The organism is Lysobacter sp. Hz25 (genome assembly GCF_046097045.1).
Classification (GTDB): Bacteria; Pseudomonadota; Gammaproteobacteria; order Xanthomonadales; family Xanthomonadaceae; genus Lysobacter; species Lysobacter antibioticus_B.
On record NZ_CP175666.1, the window covers coordinates 5,627,507 to 5,652,466 of the forward strand.

General features: G+C 64.8%; 24 protein-coding genes and 1 tRNA gene. 8 read left to right on the forward strand and 17 right to left on the reverse strand.

All coding sequences use genetic code 11. From position 1 onward, the window contains the following. Positions 1-4 precede the first annotated feature (4 nt). The 4 genes from ACKN61_RS23200 (at position 5) to ACKN61_RS23215 (ending at position 3,547) form a co-directional block, all read left to right on the forward strand. Complete coding sequence (locus ACKN61_RS23200) at positions 5-994, forward strand: pyridoxal-phosphate dependent enzyme (RefSeq protein ID WP_408951425.1); 990 nt, start codon at positions 5-7, stop codon at positions 992-994. Positions 995-1,228: 234 nt separating this feature from the next. Beyond that, positions 1,229-2,029, forward strand: coding sequence for a V4R domain-containing protein (locus tag ACKN61_RS23205; protein ID WP_408951426.1), 801 nt, complete (start codon positions 1,229-1,231; stop codon positions 2,027-2,029). A 115-nt stretch (positions 2,030-2,144) separates the two neighbouring features. Next, on the forward strand, positions 2,145-2,897 hold the full coding sequence (locus tag ACKN61_RS23210) for an MHYT domain-containing protein (RefSeq protein ID WP_408951427.1): 753 nt from the start codon (positions 2,145-2,147) through the stop codon (positions 2,895-2,897). A gap of 221 nt (positions 2,898-3,118) precedes the next feature. Continuing rightward, positions 3,119-3,547: a ketosteroid isomerase-related protein gene (locus ACKN61_RS23215; RefSeq protein WP_408951428.1), complete on the forward strand. Its 429-nt coding sequence runs from the start codon at positions 3,119-3,121 to the stop codon at positions 3,545-3,547. Positions 3,548-3,679: 132 nt separating this feature from the next. Here ACKN61_RS23215 and ACKN61_RS23220 read toward each other — a convergent pair whose 3' ends face one another. The 6 genes from ACKN61_RS23220 to bioB all read right to left on the reverse strand — a co-directional run bounded on the left by ACKN61_RS23220 (position 3,680) and on the right by bioB (position 9,284). Further along, on the reverse strand, positions 3,680-4,672 hold the full coding sequence (locus ACKN61_RS23220) for a multidrug resistance efflux transporter family protein (protein WP_408951429.1): 993 nt from the start codon (positions 4,670-4,672) through the stop codon (positions 3,680-3,682). Then, a complete protein-coding gene (gene bioC / locus ACKN61_RS23225) occupies positions 4,669-5,580 on the reverse strand; it encodes a malonyl-ACP O-methyltransferase BioC (protein WP_408951430.1) in 912 nt (303 codons plus the stop codon). Before bioC ends, ACKN61_RS23220 begins: the two co-directional genes overlap by 4 nt. Positions 5,581-5,586: 6 nt before the next feature. Next, positions 5,587-6,390, reverse strand: coding sequence for a pimeloyl-ACP methyl ester esterase BioH (gene bioH, locus ACKN61_RS23230; protein ID WP_408951431.1), 804 nt, complete (start codon positions 6,388-6,390; stop codon positions 5,587-5,589). A 171-nt stretch (positions 6,391-6,561) separates the two neighbouring features. Continuing rightward, positions 6,562-7,005, reverse strand: a complete 444-nt coding sequence (locus ACKN61_RS23235) for an ACT domain-containing protein (protein ID WP_051885328.1) — start codon at positions 7,003-7,005, stop codon at positions 6,562-6,564. After that, on the reverse strand, positions 7,002-8,234 hold the full coding sequence (gene bioF / locus ACKN61_RS23240) for an 8-amino-7-oxononanoate synthase (RefSeq protein WP_408951432.1): 1,233 nt from the start codon (positions 8,232-8,234) through the stop codon (positions 7,002-7,004). Before bioF ends, ACKN61_RS23235 begins: the two co-directional genes overlap by 4 nt. Positions 8,235-8,252: 18 nt before the next feature. Further along, positions 8,253-9,284: a biotin synthase BioB gene (bioB, locus tag ACKN61_RS23245; protein ID WP_408951433.1), complete on the reverse strand. Its 1,032-nt coding sequence runs from the start codon at positions 9,282-9,284 to the stop codon at positions 8,253-8,255. Between the two features lie 97 nt (positions 9,285-9,381). Here bioB and ACKN61_RS23250 point away from each other — a divergent pair, with 97 nt between their 5' ends. Continuing rightward, positions 9,382-10,230 (forward strand): ComF family protein, encoded by an 849-nt coding sequence (locus tag ACKN61_RS23250; RefSeq protein ID WP_408951434.1) that lies wholly within the window; start codon positions 9,382-9,384, stop codon positions 10,228-10,230. Positions 10,231-11,245: 1,015 nt separating this feature from the next. On the opposite strand, the gene ACKN61_RS23255 is transcribed toward ACKN61_RS23250, so the two are convergent. The 4 genes from ACKN61_RS23255 to ubiA all read right to left on the reverse strand — a co-directional run bounded on the left by ACKN61_RS23255 (position 11,246) and on the right by ubiA (position 17,201). Next, a complete protein-coding gene (locus ACKN61_RS23255) occupies positions 11,246-12,967 on the reverse strand; it encodes a M64 family metallopeptidase (protein WP_408951435.1) in 1,722 nt (573 codons plus the stop codon). Positions 12,968-13,817: 850 nt separating this feature from the next. Beyond that, entirely contained in the window at positions 13,818-15,245 is a 1,428-nt protein-coding gene (locus ACKN61_RS23260; protein WP_408951436.1) for a short-chain fatty acid transporter, read from the reverse strand. Between the two features lie 377 nt (positions 15,246-15,622). After that, positions 15,623-16,159 carry a Rid family hydrolase gene (locus ACKN61_RS23265; protein WP_408951437.1) on the reverse strand — a complete coding sequence of 179 codons (537 nt, stop codon included), beginning with the start codon at positions 16,157-16,159 and terminating at the stop codon, positions 15,623-15,625. A 130-nt stretch (positions 16,160-16,289) separates the two neighbouring features. Beyond that, positions 16,290-17,201, reverse strand: coding sequence for a 4-hydroxybenzoate octaprenyltransferase (ubiA, locus tag ACKN61_RS23270; RefSeq protein ID WP_408951438.1), 912 nt, complete (start codon positions 17,199-17,201; stop codon positions 16,290-16,292). A gap of 278 nt (positions 17,202-17,479) precedes the next feature. On the opposite strand from ubiA, the gene ACKN61_RS23275 reads away from it, so the two are divergent. Both ACKN61_RS23275 and ACKN61_RS23280 read left to right on the forward strand, forming a co-directional pair. Beyond that, positions 17,480-17,556 (forward strand) — tRNA-Arg (locus tag ACKN61_RS23275). Between the two features lie 381 nt (positions 17,557-17,937). Then, on the forward strand, positions 17,938-18,621 hold the full coding sequence (locus ACKN61_RS23280; RefSeq protein WP_408951439.1) for a hypothetical protein: 684 nt from the start codon (positions 17,938-17,940) through the stop codon (positions 18,619-18,621). A gap of 227 nt (positions 18,622-18,848) precedes the next feature. Here ACKN61_RS23280 and ACKN61_RS23285 read toward each other — a convergent pair whose 3' ends face one another. Beyond that, entirely contained in the window at positions 18,849-19,466 is a 618-nt protein-coding gene (locus tag ACKN61_RS23285) for a hypothetical protein (protein WP_408951440.1), read from the reverse strand. Positions 19,467-20,056: 590 nt separating this feature from the next. Between ACKN61_RS23285 and ACKN61_RS23290 the strand changes: the two genes are divergently transcribed. Beyond that, positions 20,057-20,704, forward strand: a complete 648-nt coding sequence (locus tag ACKN61_RS23290; RefSeq protein WP_408951441.1) for an OB-fold protein — start codon at positions 20,057-20,059, stop codon at positions 20,702-20,704. 302 nt (positions 20,705-21,006) lie between these two features. Here ACKN61_RS23290 and ACKN61_RS23295 read toward each other — a convergent pair whose 3' ends face one another. From ACKN61_RS23295 to ACKN61_RS23320, 6 genes are all read right to left on the reverse strand, one after another. After that, a complete protein-coding gene (locus ACKN61_RS23295; protein ID WP_408951442.1) occupies positions 21,007-21,774 on the reverse strand; it encodes a hypothetical protein in 768 nt (255 codons plus the stop codon). Positions 21,775-21,880: 106 nt separating this feature from the next. Then, positions 21,881-22,192 carry a hypothetical protein gene (locus ACKN61_RS23300; RefSeq protein WP_408951443.1) on the reverse strand — a complete coding sequence of 104 codons (312 nt, stop codon included), beginning with the start codon at positions 22,190-22,192 and terminating at the stop codon, positions 21,881-21,883. A 109-nt stretch (positions 22,193-22,301) separates the two neighbouring features. Next, entirely contained in the window at positions 22,302-22,760 is a 459-nt protein-coding gene (locus ACKN61_RS23305; RefSeq protein WP_408951444.1) for a helix-turn-helix domain-containing protein, read from the reverse strand. Positions 22,761-22,818: 58 nt separating this feature from the next. Then, positions 22,819-23,259, reverse strand: a complete 441-nt coding sequence (locus ACKN61_RS23310) for a LacI family transcriptional regulator (protein ID WP_408951445.1) — start codon at positions 23,257-23,259, stop codon at positions 22,819-22,821. Further along, positions 23,256-24,593 (reverse strand): recombinase family protein, encoded by a 1,338-nt coding sequence (locus tag ACKN61_RS23315; RefSeq protein WP_408951446.1) that lies wholly within the window; start codon positions 24,591-24,593, stop codon positions 23,256-23,258. Before ACKN61_RS23315 ends, ACKN61_RS23310 begins: the two co-directional genes overlap by 4 nt. Beyond that, positions 24,590-24,958: a recombinase family protein gene (locus tag ACKN61_RS23320; RefSeq protein ID WP_408951447.1), complete on the reverse strand. Its 369-nt coding sequence runs from the start codon at positions 24,956-24,958 to the stop codon at positions 24,590-24,592. The genes ACKN61_RS23315 and ACKN61_RS23320 overlap by 4 nt, the downstream gene beginning before the upstream one ends. Positions 24,959-24,960 lie beyond the last annotated feature (2 nt).

The following is a 24,960-nucleotide window of genomic DNA, read 5'->3' on the forward strand; positions in this document are numbered from 1 at the left end:
GGGCATGAACAATCTCTCCGCACCGCCCAGCCTGGCCCCCCTGTTCACCGACATCCTGGCCGCCGCCGCGCGCATCGCGCCGCACGCGCACACCACCCCGGTGCTGCGTTCGCGCGCGATCGACGCCCTGGCCGGCTGCGAGCTGCATTTCAAATGCGAAAACCTGCAGCGCGGCGGCGCGTTCAAGTTCCGCGGCGCCTGCAATGCGGTGTTCTCGCTGGCCGAGGACGAAGTCGCACGCGGCATCGTCACCCAGAGTTCGGGCAACCACGGCGGTGCGATCGCGCTGGCCGCGAGCCTGCGCGGCGGACGCGCGACCGTGGTCGCCCCGCACAACACCCCCAAGATCAAGCTGGCCGCGATCCGCGCCTACGGCGCCGAAATCGTCGCCTGCGAACCCGACCAGGCCTCGCGCGACGCCATGACCGCCCAGGTCCTGGCGCAGACCGGCGGCGTGCTGGTGCATCCGTTCAACGACCCGCGGGTGATCGCCGGCCAGGGCACCGCCACCCTCGAACTGCTCGGCAGCGCGCCGGACCTGGACGCGGTAATCGCGCCGGTCAGCGGCGGCGGCCTGCTCTCGGGCACGGCGATCGCCGCGCACGGGCTGAACCCGGCGATCGAAGTGTTCGGCGCCGAACCCGAAGGCGCCCGCGACGCCCACGATTCGCTGCGCGCCGGCCAGCGCATCACCGGCCGCAAGGCCGACACCATCTGCGACGGCCTGCGCGCCGAACTCGGCACGCTCACCTTTCCTATCCTGAGCGAACACCTGCGCGACATCCTGCTGGTCGACGACGCCCAGGTCGTCGCCGCGATGCGGCTAATCTGGGAACGCATGAAGCTGGTGGTCGAACCCTCCGGCGCGGTGCCGCTGGCGGTGGTGCTGGCGCATCGCGAGCGTTTCGCCGGCCGCCGCGTCGGATTGGTCGTCTCCGGCGGCAACGTCGATCTGGATCTGGTCGCCGATCTGTTCGCCTCTAAGCCAGTTTGACCGGTTCTGCAATCGCATTGCGTTTGTTATGCGGCACGTTTCTCAACGTTCGCCATTGCCCGCATAAACCCCAGGAAAACTCGCTTTTTCTGTGATCCTGGTTTGTGTTTTTTATGAACACAGCTGCCACGCTGCGCCATCGCGCGCCCGTCCCTGTCATGCCGCGCGATCATTAACAGTGGGGCTCCTCGACGAGCCGGGGACCACGGACCAGCGCAGGCCAGGGAGTACTACATGGTGGATGTCGAGTTTCGCGTGGTGTCCGACCGTCGCGACGGGCTGCTGCTCGCCCTCGGACAGGTGGTGATCGCCAACGGCTTCACTTTGTTGCGTCAGCGCATGCTCAACAGCGAAGAAGGCGTGGTGCTGAGCATGGTGGTGCGCGGCCCCACCGAATCGTTGCTGATGCTCGAAGAGCGCCTGGGCACCCATCACCTGGTGCAGAGCTTCGAGGCCTCGCCGTACGAAGGCGCCAGCGCCGCGCCGGCGCCCACGCCGGTGCCGCGCAACAACGGCTCGGCGACCGCACCCACCTCGGTGCCGCCCTCGGCCGCGCCTGCGCCCACCGCCTCGCCGTCGAGCGCGCCGCCGATCGATACCCAGCGCGTCGAGACCCTGCTGCCGCAGTTGGCCCGCAACTACCCCAACATCCTGTTGCAGTTGGTCGCGCTCGAACGCGAACTGCCGCCGGCCCAGCGCGAGGCGACCTTGCGCTACATCGGCCAGCGCGTCGGCGCCTGGGTCTACAAGCGCGACTTCGCCCTCGGCGGACAACTGCCGCTGGCCGACTCGGTGCGCCGCATCGCCTTGCCGGCGATGCGGCAACTGGTCCAGGCCGAACTGCACGACGACATCCTGAAAATCCGCAACAGCCCCTTCTGCCATCGCGGCGACAGCGGCGAATGCTGCCATTTCCTGCGCGGCATGCTCGGCGGGCTGCTCGAAGGCCAACACGGCGCCGACGGCGTCCGGGTGATCGAAAGCCAATGCCGCAACACCGGCGCCGAGGCCTGCCGTTTCGAATTCGAAGCCTGAGCGTCTCCATTCGCCCGGCAGACAGGGAGCCGGCCGGGCTTGCGATGCCGCACCGGGGCGGGGATGGCGCCGGTTCGGCCCTTAGCTAATCCAACCCATCCACAGGGGGTTCGTCATGCCGATCGATCACGCCATTCAGTGCATCCATGACCCGGTGCTCGCCATCTTGTCCTACGTGGTGTCGGTACTGGGCTCGTTCACCGCCCTGCAGCTGGCCATCGCCATCCCGACCGCGGTCGGGGCGGGACAGCGTTGGCGCGCCATCACCGCCGCCGGTATCGCCATGGGCGGCGGCGCGATCTGGGCGATGCATTTCATCGCCATGCTCGCTTGCCGCATGAACGTGGAAGTGACCTATGACCTGCCGATCACCATCGGTTCGGCGGTGGTCGCGGTGGTCTCGTGCATGGCCGGCCTCGCCATCGCCGGCACCGGCATCTTCAACTGGGGCAAGCTGATCATCGCCGGCGTGCTGATGGGGCTCGGCGTCACCGGCATGCACTACGCCGGCATGGCCGCGATGCTGATGCCGGCCGACACGGTCTACAACAGCAACCTGGTCATCGCGTCCGCGGCGATCGCGATCGTCGCCTCGATCGTGGCCTTGTGGCTGGCCTTCAACCTGCGCGGCTGGGGCCAGATGCTCGGCAGCGCCCTGGTCATGGGCGTGGCGGTGTGCGGCATGCACTACACCGGCATGCTCGCGGCCAGCTTCGTGCCGCACGAAGCCGGCGCCGCGGCGGTCGCGCGCGGGGTCAGCGGCGGCTACCTCGGCATCGGCATCTTCGTGGTCACCACCGCGCTGCTCGCCGCGGTGCTGACGCTGAGCCTGGTGCGCCAACGCCAGCGCGCGACGGTGCGGATCTGAGGGAAGCCTGTCGATCAGGCCAAGCGGGTCCGGGCCACACCCCGGCATCGGGCGCAGCGATCCCCGCCTACCGAAAGGCCCGCCCATGCGGGCCTTTCGTTTTAGTGTGCTTTGTTAAGACGAAGCTGCCGAGCGCGAGCCCCGCAGGGCCGACCGCAGCTGCGGCACGGCGCACGAATGAGCGATCATGGCCCGGCCCCGCATTGCCCGCAGGAATCCCGATGAAGATCGACGGCACCCGCATTCACGATCGCGCCACCGAATTGGTCCTGTCTTACTACGCCGCCTTCAACCGCGCCGACTGGAACGCCATGCTGGGGCTGCTCGGCGCCGACGTCGTCCACGATCTCAACCAGGGTGCGCGCGAGGTCGGGCGCGACGCGTTCGCCGCCTTCCTGCAGCGCATGGCGCGGCACTACCGCGAGCAGTTGCGCGACATCGTGGTGATGGCCTCGCCCGACGGCGCGCGTGCCGGCGCCGAGTACGTGGTCCACGGCGAGTACCTGCTCACCGATCCGGGCCTGCCGGAAGCGCGCGGCCAGCGCTACGCCCTGCCCGGCGGCGCCTTCTTCGAAATCCGCGACAACAAGATCCAGCGCGTCACCAACTACTACAACCTCGAACAGTGGATGGCCATGGTCGGCGCATGAGCCGACCTGCTGACCGCATCGGCGTTTGAGCCGGCCTACCGGCGGCATCGGCACTTGAGCCGACCTATCGACCGCATCGGCGCTTGAGCCGACCTGCTTGCCGCATCGGCATTCCAGCCGAGCCGGCGAAGATCAACCGCCGCGATCGCTGCGCAGTTGCTTGACCTTGCGTTCGTTGCCGGCGGCCGCGCGCGCCGCGACGATACTGAACAAGACGATGCCGATGCCGACCACGCAGGCGCCGGCCAGGGCGCGGCCCTGCGGCCAGGCTTCGCCGAGCCACAAGGCGCCGATCACGGTCGCGAACAAGATCTCCGCGGCCTGCATCGCCTCGGCCGCGGCGAGCGCGGTCGGGTCGTTGCGGACCATGCCGGTGGCCTGGAAGAACAACACCGTGGCGATCACGCCCGCACTCAACGCCACGCCGGCGGCGAGCCACACTTGCCCCGCCGGCGGCGCGCCCGCTTCGACGCCGGCATACACCGCGACCGCCCACCACAAGGGCTGGCTCGCCAGGGTCATGCCGAACACGCGCTGGGTCGCGTTGAGTTCGATGCCGGCCTTTTCCAGGTGCAGCAGCAGGCCGCGGTTGCCGAGCGGATAGGCGAAGGCCGACACCGCCACGCAGATCAGCGCGATCCAACCGGCGCGATCGAGGCGGCCGCCGCCATGGCCGAACTGCAACAGCAGCACGCCGGCCACGATGACCGCGCCGACCGCCAGCGCCGGGCGCGGAATCCGCGCGCGCGCATCGCGGTACAGGAACGGCGCGCACAACATGCCGGCGATCACGGTGAGCTGGAAGGTGCCGGCGATCAGCCACGAGGGTCCGCTGGCCGCGGCAAAGCTCAGGCACACGTAGAACAGCACGAAACCGATCCCGCTCCACCACAGCCAGGGCCCGGGGTGGCGGCGGATCGCCCGCCACACCGGCGCCACGCCGCCGAGCATCGGCATCGCCACCAGCAGCATCGGCAGGGTGAACAGATAACGCAGCGCCGCGGTCCACGCCCAATGGCCGCCGTCGTTGGCGGCAGCGCGGTTGAGCACGTAGGTGCAGGTGAAGAACAGCGCCGACACCAGCGCGATCAGCACCGCCCACAGAGCATGGCGGCGCGCGCTCACGGGCGCTGCCGCACGCGAATGCTCGACACCGGCACCTGCACTTCGTCGAAACCGCCGATGCGGATCGGCGCGCCCGGCGGCGGGCCCCAGGCGTGGGCGTAGATCACTTCCCAGGTCGCCGGCAGGCGGCCGTCGCTGCCGCGCAGGGCTTCGTAGGCCTGCGCCGCGCGGGCGAAGCGCGCGCGGCCGGTCAGGCTGCGGCGGCGATCGTTCATCGCATTGGTCGCGCCGAGCGTGCGCAACTCGCGCATCAGATGGCCGAGGTCGGGGTGGCCGAGGACGAATTCGTCGCGATCCAGCACCGGGTTCTGGAAACCCGAAGCGATCAGCGCATCGCCGAACTGGGCGATCGACGGGAACAGACTGACGTGCGGCGCGGCGTCGGCTTCGGCGAAGGCGCCGCGCAGTTCGTACAAGGTGTCGGGGCCGAAGGTCGAGACCAGCAACAGGCCGCCGGGCTTGAGCACGCGGCGGAACCCGGCGAACACCGCCGGCAAGTCTTCGCACCATTGCAGGCACAGGTTGGAGAACAGCACGTCGACGCTGCCGTCGCGCAAGGGCAAGGCGCGCGCATCGGCGCAGACCGCGTCGGGACGGCGCGCGCCGCCGAGCAGGCGCGGCCGCCAGCCGCCTTCGCCGAAATGAGTGCGCGCCTCGCGCAACATCGGCAGAGCCAGGTCGAGCGCGATCACCTGCGCGCGCGGCCAGCGCTTCTGCATCGCCGCGCTCAAGTGACCTGGGCCGCAGCCGATGTCGACCACGACCTCGGGGGTGCGCTCGTCGAGGTAGTCCAGGGTTTCCGACAGGCGCGCGCCGACTTCGCGCTGCAGGGCGGCGGCGCCGTCGTAACCGTGCGCGGCGCGCGAGAACGAGCGGCGAACCTGGCGGTGGTCGAAAAGATCGTTCATGGGGCGTCAGCAATCCAGTACGGCGGTCGGGGCGGTCGCCGGCGCGACGAAGCCCTCGATGAGTTGCGCGACCTGGGCGGTCGCGCCGAGAAACGGCGCATGGCCGGCGTTGCCGATGACCACGCTGCGGCCCTGCGGCGAGAGCGCGGCCGCGGCCGGCATCGCCCCGGCCGGCACCAGACGGTCGCGACGGCCGGAGATCCACAGGCTGGGCACCTGCAAGCGCGGCAGTTCGCTGCGCACGTCGAATCCGTCGAGCAGGTCCAGGCCTTCGTGCAGCGCGCGCTCGGCCGGCTCGCCGCGGGCGAAGGCTGCACTCCTCAGGCTGCGCAGTTCTTCCTGGGCACTGGCCGAACCCAAAGCCTCGAGAGCGAGAAAGCCTTCGAGGGTGCCGCGGAAATCGCGCCGCAAGGCCTCGCCAAAATTACGGAACAGATCCGGCGAGACCCCATGAGGCCAGTCCTCGCCGACGACGAAACGCGGCGACGACGCGATCATGATCAAGCCGCGCACCTGCCACGGATGATCGAGCGCGGCGCGCAGCGCGACCTGGCCGCCGAGCGACCACCCCAGCCAGTACGCATCGGGAATGCGCGAGACCAGTTCGGCGGCGAGCGCGCGCGGATCGAGCGGCGCCTGGTCGTCGCGCGCATGGCCGTGGCCCGGCAGATCGATCAGGTGCAGGGTGAAGTGCGCACTCAACTGTTCGACCAAGGGCGCAAACAAACCGCCGTGCATGGCCCAGCCGTGGATCAGTGCGATGACCGGGCGGGCTGGGTCTGCCGCGGCGCCGGTGGTTTCGATGTACATGGGAAGCGGGTCCGTACTGCTATAGGTCGTCGGGTGATGCTGATTGCCGCGCGCTGCGCTCTGGTGTCGCCAAGGCCCGCACGCGGCCGCAACGGCCGCGACGGCCGTTACTGCGCGAACGCAGGCACCGCCGCGATGCACTCCGCGCCGATGCGATCGAGCGCCTTGTCCTCAATCGCCGCCGGCGGGGTTCGCGCGGCGCAGCGAATGCAACGCCGCCAAAGCCTCGTCGCGCCGATCCGACGGCACCAGCAAATGATCGTGATGGAAGCCGGCCAGCACGTTGCAGGCGATGCCGCGCTCGGCCAACACCTGCGATACCGCGGCGGTCAGGCCGACCGCCTGCAGCGCCGAATGCACGCTCAGGCTCAGCCAGGCGGCGACGAAGTCGTAACTCAGGCCGTGCGCGTCGGCGTCTTCGCGGCGCAGCACACAGGTCAGGCCTTCGGCTTCCTCGATCGTCGCCAGCGCCAGGGCGCGCGGCAAACGCTCGGGCTGCACGGCGGTGACGAATACGTACTCGCCGGCACGGGCTTCGACCTCGAGCGTCGCCAGCATGCGGGCCAGATCGGTTTCGGGCGGCCGGGTCGGTTGCGGCTCGGCGGCGCGGCTCATCGCGCCACGGTGGCGGGCGCGGCGCGGGCGCCGTCGCTGCCTTCGATCGCCACGCGCTCGGCTGCGCGCGCCAGCGCTTCGATCAGGCCGTCGACCTGTTCGCGCGTGTGCAGCGCCGAGAACGTCACGCGCAGGCGCGCGCGCCCTTCCGGCACGGTCGGCGGACGGATCGCCGCGACCCAATAACCCTGCTGCTCCAAGGCCTGCGCCATCGCCAGCGCGCGGCGGTCGTCGCCGCACATCACCGGCTGGATCGGCGTGCCCGAGGCCAGCAGCTCCAGGCCGAGCTTGCCGGCGCGTTCGCGGAAATGCGCGGTGAGCTCGGCCAACTTCTCGCGCCGCCAATGGTCGTTGCGGGCCAGCTTGAGCGCCGCCCGCGTCGCCGCGGCCTGGGCCGGCGGCAAGGCGGTGGTGTAGAGATGGCTGCGCGCGGTCTGGGCCAGATGGCCGATCAGGTCGGCATCGCCGTGCAAGGCCGCGCCGTAGCTGCCGAGCGCCTTGCCGAAGGTCGCCAGCTGCAACGGCACTTCCTGCACCGACAGACGCGCCGCGGCGACGGTGCCGCGCCCGTCCGGGCCGAGCACGCCGACGCCGTGGGCGTCGTCGACGTACAGCACGGCCTTCTGCGCGCGCGCGACCAGGGCGAGGTCGCGCAAGGGCGCGAGATCGCCGTCCATGCTGAATACGCCATCGGTGGCGAGCATCGCCAGGCCGTCGGGAACATTGCGCAACTGCCGGATCGCGCCTTCGGGATCGGCGTGCGGATACCGGCGCAACCGGCAACCGGCCAGGCGCGCGGCGTCGATCAGGCTGGCGTGATTGAGCCGGTCCTGCACGCAGACGTCGTCTTCGCCGAGCAAACCCTGCACCGCGGCGATATTGGCCAGGAAACCGCTGCCGAACAACAGCGCGCGCGGCGAACCGAGCCAGTCGGCCAATTCGCGTTCGAGCGCTTCATGCTGGGCGTGGTGGCCGCAGACCAGATGCGAGGCGAGCCCGCCGGTGCCCTCGCGGGCGGCGGCATCCTGGAAGGCGTTGATCACCGCGAAGTGCTGCGACAGGCCGAGGTAGTCGTTGCCGCAGAAGTTCACCAGCGAGCGCCCGTCGACCTCGCAGCGCGCGCCGTCGCGGTGGGTGACCGCGCGGTGGATACGGGTACGGGCGGTCGCCACGCGCTCGGCGTGGGCGGTCTGGATCCGGTCGCGCCAAAGGGTTCGCTGGCTGCTCATCGCGGTAGCTCCGCCGCGTCAGGCGGCGCAGGAGTGGGCGGGGTCGGTGGTTGCCTCAACGTGCTCTTCAATACTCGCATGGACGGTGCCCGCGGTCTCGACGATCTGCATTGGGCGCAGGCCGAGACGGGCGAACAGGGCCAGGTCGCGCTCGGTGTCCGGGTTGCCGGTGGTCAGCAACTTCTCGCCGTAGAAGATGGAATTGGCGCCGGCCAGGAAGCACAGGGCCTGCAGCTCGTCGCTCATGGCCTCGCGGCCGGCCGACAGGCGGACCATCGACTTGGGCATCAGCAGGCGCGCCACCGCGATGGTGCGCACGAATTCGAAGGGGTCAAGCTCGGCGGTGCCGGCCAGGGGGGTGCCCTCGACCTGGACCAGGCGGTTGATCGGCACCGAATCCGGGTGCGCCGGCAGGTTGGCCAGGGTCTGCAACAGGCCGGCGCGCTGCTCGCGCGACTCGCCCATGCCGACGATGCCGCCGCAGCAGGTCTTCATGCCGACATCGCGCACATGCGCGAGGGTGTCCAGGCGGTCCTGGTACTCGCGGGTGTGGATGATCTCGTTGTAGAACTCCGGCGCGGTGTCGAGGTTGTGGTTGTAGTAATCCAACCCCGCCGACTTCAGCGCCGTTGCCTGGTCGCCCGAGAGCATGCCCAGGGTCGCGCAGGTCTCCAGGCCCAATGCCTTCACCTCGCGGATCATCGCCGCGACCTTCGGGATGTCGCGGTCCTTCGGCGAACGCCAGGCCGCGCCCATGCAGAAACGCGAGGCGCCGGCGGCCTTGGCCTGGCGGGCCTTCTCGATCACCGCCTCGGTGCTCATCAGCTTGGTCGCGTCGACACCGGTGTGATAGCGCTGCGCCTGCGGGCAATAGGCGCAATCCTCGGGGCAACCGCCGGTCTTGACCGACAACAGGGTGCTGACCTGGACTTCGGCCGGGTCGAAATTCTCCTGGTGCACGCTACCGGCGCGGTGCAGCAACTCGGGGAAGGGCAAATCGAACAGCGCACGGACCTCGGCGCGGGACCAATCGTTGCGAAGAAGGGGCATAGACACTAGAGCTGGCTCCACAGCGGGGATTTCACTGACGGCGGGCAACGGGGGATACCGACAGCGCGGGCCGTTCGGAGCGGGCAGTCTGGGAAGCATGTCGACAACTGTCAACCAGGGTCGGCCACTCAGGGTTGACAGCATCTGGCGGCGTCTGGGCTGGGCCCTGTGGCCGCCGCGCTGCCTGATCTGCGCCGAACCGGGCCTGTCCGGACGCGACCTGTGCCGGACCTGCGAAGCCGAATGGCCGCGGCTCGGAGCGGCGTGTCTGCGTTGCGCTCTGCCGTTGGCGGGGGTGGCGGCGGCTCGGATTTGCCACGCGACGATCGACCCGCCCGGCCTGCCCCTGGTCTGCGGCCATTGCTTGCGCCGGCCACCGCCGCTGACCCGGGTCCACGCGGCCTGTCTGTATCGCCCACCGCTCGACCGCCTGCTGCCGCGCTTCAAATTCCATCGCGACCTGGCCGCCGGCCGATTGCTCACGACGATGATGGCGCAGGCCTTCGAGCCGCTGCTGACGCAGAGCCCCCCGACTATGACGCCGGGGCTCGCCGTGCCCGAGATATCGGGCACCGCCATCGCAGCACCCGAGCCGGTTCTGGTCCCGATCCCCTTGCATCGCAGACGACTGCGCGAACGCGGTTACGACCAGGCCCTGGAACTGGCGCGGCCCCTGTCGCGGCAACTGCGCCTGCCCCTGCTCGACCACGGCCTGATCCGCCTGCGCGACACCCCGGCGCAGTCCCTGTTGGACGCCAAACAGCGCCGCCGCAACCTGCGTGGCGCCTTCGCCTGGCGTCCTGGCCTGCCCCTGCCCGCCCACATCGTCCTGATCGACGACGTCATGACCACTGGAGCCACCCTTCATTCCGCCGCCATCGCCCTACGCCGCGCCGGTGCCCAGCGCGTCGACGCCTGGGTGTGCGCGCGGGTGACGGCGGGCTGAGCCACGGCGAGACGTCGATTCGACGAGCAAGCTTTCGCCGTCGTCCGTGGTTTCCCGGCCGTCCACGATGTCGTCGCGATCTCGGAGCTTCACGTCCGTGGCTTGTGATCGAAGGAAATCCAGTAGGACGCCGCTCCTACCCAGGCGCAAAGCTCTGGCGATTGCGATTGCGATTGCGATTGCGATTGCGGTTGCGGTTGCCGTTGCCGTTGCCGTTGCCGTTGTCGTTGTCGTTGTGGTGATGAGCTTGGCGCAGTAACGACCTTGCGAGAACGCCAGGAGACCCGGAGGGCGCCGCACAGGACGTGCGGCGTTTTCCGATAAGACAGGGACGTCTTATCGGAAAATCCCGGCGCGGGCATCGCACTCGTGGCCTGTGCCCTTGCAAGGAGAGCCCTTTTCTTTGGTTACATTTCTTTTGGGCTTAGCAAAAGAAAGTAACCCGACCGCGTAGCGGACGGAAGCTCTGCTCTTTCTTGAAGGGTTGTGCCGGAGGCCGGCAGAGCGTGGTCGCAACTTACGTCGCTCCTACAGGGGTACTTCGCACTTGCCTGTGGCTTTAATGGAAGCAAGACCAAACGATAAAAGCTTCCGCCACTAAAGCGGCGGGTAACTTTCTTTTGTCTAAAGCAACAAAAGTCCGTCTGGATTCCCTTCGGTCAAAGGTAACCAAAGAAAAATGCTTTTCTTTGAATCACAGGCCCGCACGAGCGGTGCCGACGCAGGGATTTTTCATACGGGACATCCCTGTCCCGATGAAAAACGGCGCGCATCCTTGCGCGCCGCCCTTCGGGTCTTCAATTGCATCGCAAGCCGAAACTGCGCACAGCAACGGCAATAGCTAGGGGCCACAGCCAGAGCCAGAGCCAAAATGCCGCGGAAGCAGTAGGTCTAGCTGCAACCGCGATTGCGCCTATGAATGACGGGCGTCGAAAAGCAACTCTCCTCTGCCTTCACTACCTGCTGGATCTTCCACTCCAGCTGGTGCTAAGCGGCATCCGATTCGCAACCCAGATCAATCCACCCGCGCCACCACCGGCGCCGCCCCGACCCGAATCGTCCACTTGCGCGAATGCAGCAACAGGTTGCCGGCCATGCTGGCCTTCACGAACGCGGTCTTGTCGGTCACCCGCAATTCCAGGGTGCGCGTCGCTGGTGTCGCGGCATCCTGGCGGAAGTCGTAGCTGGCCGCGGTCGCACCCGGGATCGCCACGCCGTCGAGATACCACTGCACCGCGACGGTGCCCACGCTGGGCCGCAGTAAGGTCGCGCTGAAGCGCCGCGTGGTGCCGCGTGCGTAACCGACCGCAGTGGCCGGCGACGGGATCTCGGTGCCCGGCTCGATCAAGTCGATGCCCGCTGCTGGCGAGCCGAAACCGCCGCGATACAGCATGCGCACGTATTCCTGCCGGCACACCGCGCAGAAGCTGGTGCCCAGGCTGCGCATCAGGCAGCTGCTGTCGACCGGCCGGAACATGCCGGTGCTGCGGTAGCGCGCGCCTTCGAACAGACCGGTGCCGGCAGTACCGTCCGGCGTCGGGATCGGCAGGCCCGGGGTGAACCAGCTGCGCCACTTCACCAGGCTGGCATTGCTCTGGTTGGTGACGTTGGCTTCGCAGGCCGCACTGCCGCTGATGTCGCTGCAGGCCGGGAAGCCCGGGTACGGGCTTTCGTACTCGTCGGCGAGGCCGTGGAAGCTGTGGCCGAACTCGTGGATCGCGATCAAGGCGGCGCTGCTGTGCGCCGAGATCACCGCATAGGAGCCGCCGGCGCCGCCGTAGACCGGGTCGTTGACGGTGACGATGATCTTGTCCCAGTTCGGGAAGCTGGCCGCGGCCGCCATCACCTTCGAGGACCGCGCGGTCAACAGGCGATGGATCTGGCTGGTGCAGAAGGTGGAATCCAATGCCGTGGCGACGAACTGGCCGGCGCGCGGATCGGTGCGCGAATCGGCGTCGGCGCAGCAACTCGTCCCGGTGCAGCCGGCCTGGTAGGGCGGATGGTCGGCGCCGGATTGCTGCGAGGCGACGAAACCGGCCTGCCAATTCACGAAGCTCAGGTACTCCTTGTACGGGCTGACGTTGAACATCGCCGTCTTCAAGGACGCGGCCTGACTGGTGAAGGTGCTCTGTTCGGCCGCGGTGTAGCCGTCGCCGAGCACCAGGATATCCAGGCGATTAGCCGAGTTCGCCGCCTTGGCGTCCTGGGCCTGCTGCGTACCCACCATTGCGACCGGCTGCTGCAGCATCTGCGCCAGCGGCAGCTGCGAGGAGCGGATCGCCAGCTCGCGCAGATCGATGCGCTGCACCGACTTGGCGTTGCCGGCAGCGCCGAGCAGTTCGATCTCGTCGGCCTCCGCGAGTGGCACCCGCACGACGAAAGCACGATGCGGGTCGCGCACCAAGGGGTTCAACTGAATCGCGCCATCGCCGTGCTCGGGATCGCGCGCGAACTCGGCGCGGATGAAATTCGGCACCTGCGCTTCGTACAGCGCCGCGCTCTTGGCGCCATTGCGCGAGGCGCGATACGCCACGCGCTCGACGCCGCGCTCGGCCTGGCGCGCACCCTGCCGGTCGCGCTGCCCATCGGACAGTTGCACCTGGGTGTAGAACACCGGCTCGGCGCGCCCTTGGGCGTCCCGTTCGAACACGATGTAGTGGGCCGGCACGGCGGCGATGGCGCAGGAACTCGCGAGCAGCCACAGGCTGGCGATGCGCAGGAGGGGGGACAGGGTCATGGGAGCGTTCCGGAAGCACGGCACGACGGGCGGCCGCGCAGCGGGCGCGGCCGATTCTCGCCGGAGCTTGCCCGGACCACGACGCTGGACCGTCTTCGATCGGCACCCGACGACGACCGCACGCTAACGCAGTCGCCGCCCCAGGATCACCGTACCGATCGCACTATTCGGGCGTCTGCCGCCCTCGGATGTGTGACGTGCTTGTGCGAATACGCACAAGTCATAACGCAGCCGCCGATTGGAGCCACTAGTCGGCTGGCGATTGAACCCGCGAACGCCTCCTTTGCGACCCGGTGGCGGAGTCCTTTCCGCCACGCGCGCCATCCTGGGCGCGTCCCCGATTCCGACCGGCCGCCGTTCCCTGGCGGTCGCTTCCTTTCGCGCCGCTTCCGGGCGCGCCTGATCGAATCGAGCGGGTTTTTCTGGCCGGCGCTTCCTTCGCCGTGTCGACCGGGATCTCGATCGGAACGCGATCCGCCGACGAGGACGCGATGCCGCATTCCGTTGCTCGAGCCCCGATCCGACTGCGTGGGAGTCCCTTCCCTTTCGCGTGAGTCATTGTCGCTTTCGGGCGTCGCACAGGCTGAGAAGTGGCGGCCTCCGACGACGTCTTTTTTACGGTTTTTTCTGCGATTTTTTGCGATTTTTCGCTTGCTTTTCCCTCCGGCTTCCATGCGGTTTTTCGTCGTCGTGGGCAGCTGCGGCATCCGTGCCGCACGACCGGGTTCCGTAACGGCCGCGACGCTTCCCACGGACATAGAATCGCCTGCGCCGCGGCCCGGGTCAGTCGGGCATCGGCGCAGGCGCGGGTAGGATTTTGCCGGGGCGTCGTCGGACGCCCGCGCGGCACTCAGGGCATCACGGGCGGGTGATAGGTCAGGGTCGAACCGAGCAGCCACAGCAGGCCCAGCACCAAGGGGATATGCACCAGCAACTGGATGAAGGTGAAGCCGACGATGTCGCGCGCCTTCAGGCCCAACACGCCGAGCAGAGGCAGCATCCAGAACGGATTGATCAGGTTCGGCAAGGCCTCGGCGGCGTTGTAGACCTGCACCGCCCAACCCAGATGCACCTGCAGATCGTTGGCGGCCTGCATCACGTACGGCGCCTCGATGATCCACTTGCCGCCGCCGGATGGCACGAAGAAGCCGAGCACCGCCGAGTACACGCCCATGACCAGCGAGAACGTCTCGGTGGTCGCGATCTGTACGAACACGCTCGACAGATGATGCGCAAGCGTCTGGCCGTCGCCGCCCTTGGCCGCGGTCAGCAGGCTGGCGATGCCGCCGTACAGCGGGAACTGGATCAACACGCCGGTCGTGCTCGGCACCGCGCGGGTGACCGCATTGAGGAAGCTGCGAGGGCACCAATGCAGCAACAGCCCGGCGGTCAGGAACACAAAGTTGTAGGTGTTGAGATTAGCGATCGCGGTGACCAGCGGCTTGTGGGCGAACTCATAGGCGAGCCAGCCCAGGCTCATCGCCGCCAGCAGGATCGTGATCAGCGGACTGTATTCGAGCCATTCGCCGGGCCGCGAACGCGGCGGCAGCACCGACGCCGCGCGCTCGTCGGAGACGTCGAAGTCGGCCGCGCGCCGCACCGAGCCGCCGCGCGGCGCGGTCACGAAACACACGACCAGCGAGACCGCGATCAACACCGCGGTCAGCGCGATCGACTGCCACAACAGGATGGTTTCGCTGAAAGGGATCACCCCGGTGATCGCCAACAACGCAGGCGGCATGCTGGCCGGGTTGGCCTGCAACTGCGCCGCCGACGAGCTGAGGCCCATCGCCCACACCGCACCGAGGCCGAGATAGGCCGCGGCGCCGGCGGCGCGGTAGTCCATGTCGAGGTCCTCGCGGCGCGCCAGCGCGCGCACCAGCAAGCCGCCGAACACCAGCGAGAAACCCCAGCTCAGCAGCGAGGTCAGCATGCTGATCAGGCCGACGTAGCAGATCGCGCCGCGGCCGCTGCGCGGCACCCGCGCCAGCGCATCGATTACCCGCGCCACTGCCGGCGCGGTTGCGACCACATAACCGCCGATGACCACGAAGGCCATCTGCATGGTGAAGGGAATCAGGCTCCAGAAGCCGTCGCCGAAGGCGGTGGCGGTCGCCGTCGGGGTGGCGCCGAAGCCGAGCGCGAACACCGCGACGATGACCACACCCAGCGCCGCGAACACGTAGGCATCGGGAAACCAACGCTCGGCCCAGGCGGCGCTGCGCAGGGCGAAACGAGCGAGCGGCCCGTCGGCGGGTGCGGCGGAAACTGCGGTCATGACGGCTGTCCTTCGACGAGAGCAAGGCATTGTCGAGGCGGTCACGGCCACGACCACTTGCACTTTAGTCGCAGGGAAGGGGTGTGGCGAAGGTCGTCGTCTAAGAGCAAATCCCCCCTGCCCCCCTTTTGCAAAGGGGGGAACAGAAGCGGGGCTCGATTGGGCCCGGTGGTTGCGATGCTCATTGAGCTGCGACGCTCGCGGACCTGCGGTACTCACGGAACTCCGGCGGTACCACGGCTGTCGCTCAATCTGGCGGCCGTCGTGCTTGCCGAATAGCTTCGATAATCCTGTCTGTTCGACAGCCAAACCGTTCCCCCCTTTGCAAAGGGGGGCCAGGGGGGATTTGCTCTTACCCCCAAGCACCACGTCCTACATCAAGGCCCCGCCGGCTTCGCAATCTCCGCCTTGGGCCGGCTACCCGAGCCGATCACCGCCTCGGCACGCAGCTCGAAGCTCGCGTCCTTCGAGAACAAGCCCGGCGTCGCGACCGCGGTCCAGGCCGGGTAGTGATCCTTGAAGAACTCGCGGTGCACCTTCAGCACCGGATCCATGCGACGCCGGAACTCGGCGTGATCGGCCGCGACATGAAAACTCTGCAGCTCGACCACGTCGGCCAGGCTCGCCCCGGCGCTGCGCAGATGCGCTTCGAGCTGTTCGAACACCCAACGCGCCCGGGCTTCGTCGTCCGCGCCTTCCATCGCCGGGATGCCGGAGACGATGACCCGGTCGCCGATCTTCACCACCGGCGAGTAATGCAGCCCGTGGTACGAGCCCTCCCAGCCCTTCGGCGCGAAATGCTCGCGGCTCGGCGCCGGCGCCAGCGCCGACTGCGCGAACGCGGCGCCGCTGCAACCCACCAGAGCGGCCAGGGCCAGGCCCTGCAACCGCAGGCCACGCGACAGATTCAACATGACGGCACTCCACTCGGGACGATCCGCCATTGCACGCCAGCGGCGCGCCCCTGTCATTAACCGCGATCACGCACTCACGGCCCGGTCCGGCCGATCCCCCGGGGCAATCCTCGTCAGCGAGCACCCGCGATCAGGCCGCGACGCTGGTCGCGCGCAAGGCATAGTCCAGGGCCAGGCCGGCAAAGATCGTCAGCCCGACCCAATGGTTGTGCAGGAAGGCGCGGAAGCAGGGCTCGCGCTCGCGGTGCCGGGCGATCACGAACTCGTAGGCCACCAAGGCCGCCGCCACCGCCAGACCGCCGAAGTAATACATCCCGAGGCCGGCCCGCTGCCCGACCAGGAACAGCGCGACGAACATCAGCGCGTACAGGATGCCGATCGCGACCAGGTCCATCTCGCCGAACAGGATCGCCGTCGATTTGGAGCCCATCTTCAGATCGTCCTCGCGGTCGACCATCGCGTACCAAGTGTCGTAGGCGGTCGACCACAGGATGTTCGCCGCGTACAACAGCCAGCCCACCGCCGGCACCTCGCCCTGCACCGCAGCGAACGCCATCGGGATGCCCCAGCCGAAGGCCATGCCGAGATAGACCTGCGGCAGATAGGTATAGCGCTTCAAGTACGGATAGCTGGCCGCCAGCACCACGCCGACGAAACTCATCAGAATGGTCAGCCGGTTCAAGCTCAGCACCAGCGCGAACGCCGTCAGCATCAAGGCCGCGAACACCGCCAGGGCCTCGCGCCCCCGCACCTCGCCGGTCGCCAGGGGCCGATGCTTGGTGCGTTCGACGTGCGGGTCGAGCCAGCGGTCGGCGTAATCGTTGATCACGCAGCCGGCCGCCCGGGTCAGCCAGACCCCGGCACTGAACACGAACCAGGTCCACAGCGGCGGCACGCCTTCAGCGGCGATCCACAGCCCCCACCAGGTCGGCCACAGCAACAGCAACCACCCGATAGGCCGGTCGCCGCGGGTCAGTTTCCAATACAGCGCAAGCTTGCGCCGCCAGGCCGGCGCAGGGGTGTCGGGGTGAGCGTGATCCATGGCGCATAGAGTAACGCGGCCGTCCCGGCGCTTCGCCGCGGCAAGGCCCGACGGGCTTTGCGGAGGGCGGCGGCGTTGGGCTGGGGGCTATGGAGTCGAAGGGCCGGCATCGAACGGGGCTAACCGCGGCTGACAAGGACGGCGGATGCCATGGCACCGCAAGGGCGCCCTGCTCCTCACCTAGGCCGGATCGCCGGGCCGGTTCCCGACCCGTCACCTTCGGCTGCGGTTTCCGCTAGAATGCACGGCCGCACGATCGCTTCGTGCGTGTCTACCACGCGCCTGTAGCTCAGCCGGATAGAGTAGTGGCTTCCGAAGCCATTGGTCGGGGGTTCGAATCCCTCCAGGCGCGCCAAACTTCCCCTTCCAACTTTTTCTACGCCTCGTCGCGACGACGAAAAAGGCCTTATTTCCGAGGCTTTTGGCGTTTTCCATTGGTCCGGGAGTTATCCACAGGCAGGCTGTTTGGCTATTTTTTCGCCTCTCTCCTGCCCTTTTTCTCTAGACCTGTGGTCGGCCGACCATTGGACACCTATACGAATCAGTGACTTAGCAATGGCCTGAGTCAACAGTTTTTTTGACATTTTGATTCGCGACGGCGACAACCCTGACCTACCGTGACTAGCAACTTCGGCTGAGGCAACAGATGCCCTAGCCTGGCTTGAATACGAGCCTCAAAGAATCGGGCGTCAGTGGCACAATGCGCCCCACCAACCGATGCCGAAGGAGGGCGCGCATGTTTGCAAGGCAGCTGATGTTTCCGGTACTTCTGTTAGCTTTCGCCGCGCCCGCATCAGGCGCCGACATCGCCACCACTCAGATCGACAGGGCAAAGTTGCTGGTTTCGCAGCGACTGAAAGACCCGTCGAGCGCCCAGTTCGACAGCGCGACTCATTACAAGCTCGGCGGCGAGATTGACGTCGTATGCGGCAAAGTAAACGCGAAAAACTCTTATGCTGCCTATACGGGCACCCAGCAATTCGTTGTCATCAACGATGCTGTCTCTCTACGCGATGAGCGTGGAGGTAATTCTGCGTTTGACAGTATGTGGCAGCACTTCTGTCAATCGAAAGGGCAGGCTCAAGATCAGGGTATCGCAACCACTGCACTAACTATTGATTCCGCGAGCAGCGCGTATGTGACCCCTCAGCCCTCTCTAAAGAAAAGGTCTAGAACCGGTTCTTATGATCCAACAGCGTTTAGCGAGATCGTGCTTGGTGCGACCACACCGGCCGAGATGGAGGACGCCTTCGGGGAACCGCATACAGTCATGAGCTTGGGCGAAGGACTCATGATGGCTACATGGATGCGTGATTTGCAGTCTTTTGCTGCCGTCTTTGAGGAGGGGCGATTTAGACGCCTACAGATGGTGAATGGAATACGGCTGAATGCGGTCGAACGCAAGCGACTTGGACTTTGAGGGTCGTAATTGGCTCACCACTGAACACGGCTCACGATTCACCCGATACCATCACCCATACCAAAGTGCACAAGCGGAAGTCGATTTGCAGTTCGGCTCCCGTCTCTTAATCTTTTGTTGCATCGGGCTACTCAGTTCGATTCGCACTCATGGCGTTGCTCACGAATGTGCCGTAGGCAAAAGATAGAAGATCCAACACGAGTCGAGCTGCAATCTACTGGGCCGCACTACCTACGCTCAACGGCAATTTGCTTCGTTGGCTGTTCCGCTCGATGAATTGGCTGCGGCGGAAACCAGTACGTGTACGCAGCAAATGCGAGTCCAATTACGCCTAGCAGGAATCCGCCGATCGTGTAGTACTTCTGTACGCGATACTCTCTGCTCTTAAGGGTCACCAACTCCCTAATTTGAATTGTCAGCGGCTCAAGCCTATCCGGGCTCGCCTGCATATCTTCCCTAAGTCTCTCCAGATGAATCCGTATCTCATTTGGAAGGCCATCAAAAGGTTCTCGCTCTTTCATCTCCTTGATGAGCGACTCAATCAACGGCTGATGCTCTTGCAAGCTCAGGTTCCGCTGGGCAAGAACCTCTCGGAGCAGGATCTTTAGAGTCCGCTGAATTTCGTGTTGCGTAACGCCCCTGGTCTCCGCAATCTGTTGAATATGCTGAAGAGTCAAGCTTTTTCCACGATTAAGCAAAGCCAAAACCAAGTCCGCAGAGAATATTTTTTGCTTCTTCAGCTTTAATAGTTCGTCGACGAGGCTAGACCCTTGCCAAAAGGCAAATACGCTGACAGCTAATAATAAAATGACTAGCCCAAGGGAGAACCACTGAGTAAGGATCATGATTGATGTCATTTGATATTAGGACGTGCAAGTCCAACTCACATCCAGTGCAGCCCCCTGGCGCGCTGAACGTAACCCCATAATAGAACGGAGTTTATGGGGCCAATGTTCAGATGACAAGCAGGACTAACGCGGGCTAAGCGGCCGAACGAGATAGCCCTAGATTAGGCGAAGATCCCCCCAACCTCGAATCTTGTCCATCGTTTCAACGAGGCACGATTTGTGGATCATTCCCTCGATGCGGGGCTGCGGCAATCGCAGCCAGTGCAGATCATCGGGTCCAGGCGGAGCAAATGGCGTCGACGGATCAGGGAGGTCGAGGTCAGTGCTCAAGGAGCTTCGCGAATCGCCGCTTGCCGGTCGGACGCGAGACTGGATAAGAGCAATGCCAGTTCGAATTGCCCGACTCGCGCCAGCCGAAAATCGTTGCGCGTCTTGGCGAGTAGCCCCAGTTCTCCCTGCGCGTGCGGCCCTGACATAAGCAGATCAATCGCGGGTGCACTACTATATGAATAGGCGCCTGTCGGCGCCCACAGGGGGCCGCGCCGGTACGGCGGGCCGAACTCACCAGCCCGCAAGGACCAAACCGCATGAACACCACTGGAGCACCGACCTCCTCCACCCCGAACACCGCAGGTCGCGCAGCTTGGATATGCCTCGCCATCGCTTGGATAGCATTCCTATTGCCGATTCCTGGAATCGGTGTCTTTATTGGCTGGCCCCTAAATCTAGTCGCCTTCATTCTCGCGATCGTAGCGATGTCGAAGCGTGGCGCCCTAGGTGGCTTGTGGCAGCTGCTGGCATCTCTCATTGCCTCGCCAATCGTCTACTTCATCGGACTGGCAATATTCGCGGGCGTAGTTGGTGCAGCCGGTGAAGCTGGACGCCAAGCAAAAGTCGATGCGCCGAAAGCGGAAATTTCCGCAGCAGCAACGGCAGACGCGATCACGTTGGACGCTGCAACTCTTCACCAAGCCTATGAAGCAAACGAGATCGCCGCTGATCAGCAATACAAGGGCAAGTTGCTCAGAATCAATGGGACCATTGCCGACGTAGCATCTGACGTGAGCGACGACCCGCTTGTGTCGCTTCGCGTAAGTGACTTTGAGTCTGTTCACGCAAAGGGCCTAGCAAAAGATGTGGCAGCCAGCCTCTCAAAGGGCCAATCGATCACCTTGACGTGCACCGGCGACGGCGAGGTTATCGGAACGCCCGTTCTGAGCAACTGCACACTTTAAGTAGGCACTCAATCACTAGGCCCGGTTTACCGGGCCTAGTTGAGTTCTACTAAGCGTCCCATACACGGCTTCACCTACTCCGCAGCCGCTCCTATTTCGAGCGTAGCTCCGTCCGGCTCGCTCCCGCAGGGGAGCTGCGACTACGTGATCGCCTGTTTTTGAGATGACTCAAGGGAGGCGATGCTGCTGCGTCTATGCCGAGCTTGAAGTTCCGCCATCTCCAGAATAGGGGCTCACTTCGACTTGCAGGAAGTGTTATTACCCCCTCCCGCTGAGCGATCCGATTACAGGCACTAGCGCCGCTAGCTTAAGTTTCTCGCATCCGCTCGGCTCAGTTTGATGCGATCCAGTACTTTGCGCCTTGCGCGCTGCCGCTTTGGGTCGAAGCGACGGGCCGCCCAGGCTTCTATAGCCGCCCGGCACTCTCTGTTATAGAGACCGATGCTATCTGGATCGCAGTGCTCGGCGGGAAGTATTGTGCTTGCCGCGGTCGGATGCCAGCGATCGGGCCGATACAGATCCCCGGCCTCAACCAAGCCTAACCCCTGCTCGATTGCATAATCCGCCGCCGCCCAAAAGATGGTCAGCCATTCGCCAGGAAAGATCTGCCCCATACGCTGCCGGACGAGCGAATCCCGTGCGCAATCCAAGCGCAATTGCCTTACCCCCTCAGGGCTTAGGAATGCACCTAAGCCCGCAGGAGAACGAAGCTTCAGAGTACAAATACCGAGACGCTCGCTCTCGGGTATCAACGATTCCCAGTCGATTGCGTACCTATCAAAGAATTGGTCACGCAAGAGCGGCAAGTGTCGACCACTGCGGATATACCAATACTTCCGAAGCGCGCTGCCCACCATCGGAAAGGCGTACCCATAGCCCTCTGGGAAGGGCCTCTCTGCCCTTAAGGACTTCCCTATTATGAGATACCCCTGCAACCTGGATTTGCAATCCTCGTCGAGCCCAAATTGCTCACTGATTCGTAGATAAGCGCTTTTATCGTCTAAGTGGTCGAGAAAAACGCTCCTGAACTCGGCAGGAGATAAAGGGTGATAAGTGAGGTGATAGCCCATAACAATCCATCCTTGTGATTGACAGTCGCTATAGACTAGCAAAAGCCTCGCTCAGTTCAATATCGTCCGCGCTGGGACGCCAGAGGTGAAACACAACATGCGCAATTCAGTGACCTGATTCCCAATCCGTGTCGCGCGCGAGCTCCGCCCGAATCAATCCACCCTGGCGATCGAGCCAGCGCGCCACCCAGCCGGCGGCGGCTGCCGCCGTCCGAAACGGACGGTCGATGTGACTGGCTCGCGCCTTGTGGCGCCGAATTGTGGCGATGCAGCCGACCCCATCGTCACCGATGGAAGCCAGCCAGACCTCCGGCGCAGTGTCGGGAACTGCAACAAGATGCTTTGTGGGTGCCGCACCCAGGACTTCCCAGTGGAAGCCTGTGGGCAACGGGGCATGCTGACTGCTGGTCGTGTCCATGCCGCCACGCTAATCGCACCTCGTCGCAAAGCACGCGACACGCTACCGCCGGAACATCAGTACCGAAGTCGCCGCGTTGACTGGCTGAAGCCTGGCGACCAAGCCATTCTCACTCCGTCGATGCGCCATGCTGCTCAAGGAGTTGGCGGGCCGTGCGCTTGTTCAGGCCACTCACGATGGCAATCTTTTGCATAAATACCTCACGCGGCACTGCCTTCTTCGACTCCCACTTCCAGACCGTGTTCTCGCCAGACCCGACGAGTACTGCGAACTCGCGCCGCGACAGTTCCAGTCGTTCGCGAAGCTGGCGCAGCCTGCTCGCGGCGAAACGGAACTTCTTCTCATCAGCACTTTTCGGCAGCGCTTCGCCTTGATTGCCTTGCAGGCGCGGCTGAGCGGAGCGCACCGTACCCTTCGAGACAGTCGCCAGCTGCCGCTTCAATCCGTCTCGCTCCTGTTTCATTTCGGACACCGCCTTGCGAAGCGCCGCAATCTGAACTTTCAATGGGTCAATCAGCGAGCGACACTCCCTGCGGGAGATGCGCGCTATCTTTTCGTTAAGTGCCATCGCAACATTAGTCATAGTTGATTGTTCCTGTATAGATTTTATCCAAAGCAATCAGAATCTACGAAGCACAAGACGCCGGGCTAATTCCGACGACTGCAAGCTGATCGCTCCAAAGTAAAGGCGGACTCATACCCAATCGGTCGATCTGCACATCGGGCACGGTATCGTCTAGAATTCCTGCGATGATCTCGGGTGCCAGCAGGGTCAGTTTGATGATCCGCCCGACATAGCTGTTATCAGTGGATTCGCGCTCTGCGATTTCTTTCGCCGAGGCAACCTCACCGCTCTCCAGCATTCCTCGCCATCGAAACCCACGCGCTAGGGCGCGTTGCAACGAAGTCAGGTCGGACGCCGAGGCCGCCGCCATGACGTCCTTCGGCGCTCCAATTCGCTTTCGACCCGCGCGTCGAGTAATGCTTACCGGCAAGATGACCGTCAGCGCACCGTCGCTGGTCACAATAATGCTAGGCGATCCGCCTATTCTCATCTTCGGCTTCATGCCGCCACCGTCTGCGACTCGAACGCGCCGGCAAGTGATGCAATTCCATTGGGGTAGAACCGAATCTCTATAGCCTCCGGCCGTACAATGATTTTCTCCACTAATAGCTTCACCAACCGCTGTTGCTCAGCAGGGAATAGAGCATCCCAAACCTGATCGAACTGGCGCATCGCCACCGTCACCTTCGCTTCGTCCAGCATCCTGTCGAGCGCGACTGCCTTCCTCGTGATCAGCTCAAGCATCTCGCTGGAGGTCAAGAGTCTTCGCAAGTACGAAACTACGATGGACTCCACCTCTTGGGCAGGAAGGCGCGGCATCGTTGTTGCCATCTTGCCCTCATGAATCTGCGCCGTGCTTAGGTAGTAACGATACATCCGGCCGTTGCGCTTCGTGGTGTGCCACGGAGTCAGGGCCCGCTGGTCGGGCCCAACTAAGAGCCCCTTGAGCAGAAAATGCACCTTTGCACGGCTCGCGTTACCGCGAGCATGTGCATTCGTGGCAAGCACAGCTTGCACTTGATCCCAAACCCCCTCCTCGATGATCGGTTGGTGGGATTCCTTGAAGTATTGATCCAAGTGCTTCAACTCTCCGAGGTAGGTGCGATTGTGCAGGATCTTTTGGATCGTGCTCCTGTCGTGCGGCTGCGGCTCTCGAACACGACCATCGAGCGTCGTCCATCCTTTGCTCCTATAGCCCATGCCGCGCATATCGTTGACCACGGCCATAATCGATTGCGTCTCGATGAGACGCCGGAAGATCATGCGGACCTGTGCCGCCTCCGCGTGGTTCACTACCAATCTGCGTTCCTGGACGTCGTACCCCAGCGGGGGGATGCCATGCATCCATAGCCCCTTCTTTTTGCTAGCTACCATCTTGTCCCGAACCCGGTCCACCGCCAGTTCCCGCTCAAACTGCGCGAATGCCATCATCATGGTCAAGTTCATGCGCCCACTGGCGTCCGTCGTATTGATGCTCTCCGTAATCGAAACTAGCGTGACGCTGTGCTGATCGAACAAGTCCAAGAGCACAGGGAAGTCCCTCATAGATCGAGTCAGGCGGTCAAGCCGATAGACCACGACAACGTCGACCCTGCCGCTCCTGATGTCGTCAAGCAGTCGCCGCAACACAGGACGATTCATATCGCGTGCCGAGACCGCTAACTCGTCGTAGTCGGCTTCAGCCGGGACCCAACCTTCGCTACGTCGGCTGGCTATGTAGTTCGCGCCGCCGTCGCGCTGCGCCTCGATGGAGTTGTACTCGCGCTCAAGACCCTCTTCGTTGGACTTGCGGGTATAGACGGCGCAGCGCAGCCGATTCGGTACCGGCGCGCTCATGCGGCCATCCGGATCAGCACGGCTTCAAGCACCTTGCACTCCAGTACGTGTACGTCATGCCTATCGAGAAACCGCTTGAGCAGGCTCCTGTCATCTGTGATCGTCGTTAGGCGATCCCAGCCGCACACAGCGACGCAATCGAGGTGCCCCGCAGCGGCGTCTAGGAGCATTCGCTGAAACTCGGGCCGAACCTGCGTGTCCGGGCAGAATCCATCATCGGTGTAGAAAGTCAGGACCGGGGGCAGATCGGTGCAACGGTCAAGCGTCCGCTTGATCACTTTGCGTTGGAATCCGATCTCGTCGCGATCTTTCAAGATCGTGTGGCAGTAGATGGCGATGCGAAGTGGCTCTTGAATAGCAGACATAG